The sequence below is a fragment of the Megasphaera vaginalis (ex Srinivasan et al. 2021) genome (assembly GCF_000478965.1).
GTDB classification, from domain to species: Bacteria; Bacillota; Negativicutes; order Veillonellales; family Megasphaeraceae; genus Megasphaera; species Megasphaera vaginalis.
In genome coordinates this window covers 1-961 of record NZ_AWXA01000017.1, presented here as the reverse complement: position 1 = coordinate 961, position 961 = coordinate 1, and the positions used below count along the sequence as shown (strand labels likewise).

Below are 961 nucleotides of genomic sequence, written 5' to 3'. Positions count from 1 at the left end.
CGGAGCGATTGATGCAGGGATAAAAGTAGGGGTATATCATTTCTTTGGTGCGACAAATCCGGGCGACGCAAGGCTGGAAGCTGAGCAATTTATTTCTCTGTACAAATCTCTTGTAACAGAAGGTATTACTGATGATGTTGGAATTTGGCTTGATGTGGAGGGGGAACCGGGACAGGTCTTGACGGGTGTTGATATGCAAACACTAACCGATTCGGTATCGGCATTTATTGTGAAATGCAATGAGGCAGGAATTAATATTGGGATATATGCAAATTACGACTGGCTGGAAAATCATATTGATGTATCGCAGCTTGCTGACTACGTCTGCTTTTGGCTGTCAGAATTGGACGATAAACCATGTTGGAAATATGAGCATCCAGAAAAGAACGTTTCGTTATGGCAGTATTCTTTTTCAGGAAATGTCGGAGGTATTGACGTTGATCTTGATGTGATGTTTTAATTCAGGAGGTGATCCCCGTTGTATCTGCCGCAGATAAAAGAGGAGGTCGAGAAATTTGCCAAAAATCCGAAAGCTATTGCTGTTTGTATTGTCCTTTGCCTTGCTGTCGCTTGCGCCGGCGGCTGGCTACTGTGCCGGCACTACGAACATGACGCAGCCGCAGACAGTCATGATACAACTGTCACAATACAATCGATTGCAGACGATAATCACACAGCAAGAGATGACATTGACGCAGCTGCAGGACAGATTGATGCTGCTGAAGAGCAGTTCGACGGAGCAACAACAGCTCTTGATCGATCTACAGAATCAGCTACAAGACTGCAAAACTCAGTTGCAGGAAACTCGGCTCAGCTTGACGAGTGCCAAGACATCATTGCTTCAGGCCGAAGTAACATTGCAGAGGCAAGACAAATCTTTGCAGACGTTGACAACGCAAATCAAATCAATGGAGCACAAGCGGGCAGTCATTAGACGACAACGCGATACATGGGCCGTAGC

At 45.8% G+C, this 961-nt stretch carries 2 protein-coding genes; both read left to right on the top strand.

Features of this window, described 5'->3' with window-relative positions; genetic code table 11:
- On the top strand, window positions 1-460 hold a 460-nt coding region (locus HMPREF1250_RS03770), incomplete at its 5' end, for a GH25 family lysozyme (RefSeq protein ID WP_036242573.1).
- A 55-nt stretch (window positions 461-515) separates the two neighbouring features.
- Window positions 516-961: hypothetical protein (locus tag HMPREF1250_RS03765; RefSeq protein WP_036242570.1), on the top strand; the 446-nt coding region annotated here is incomplete at its 3' end.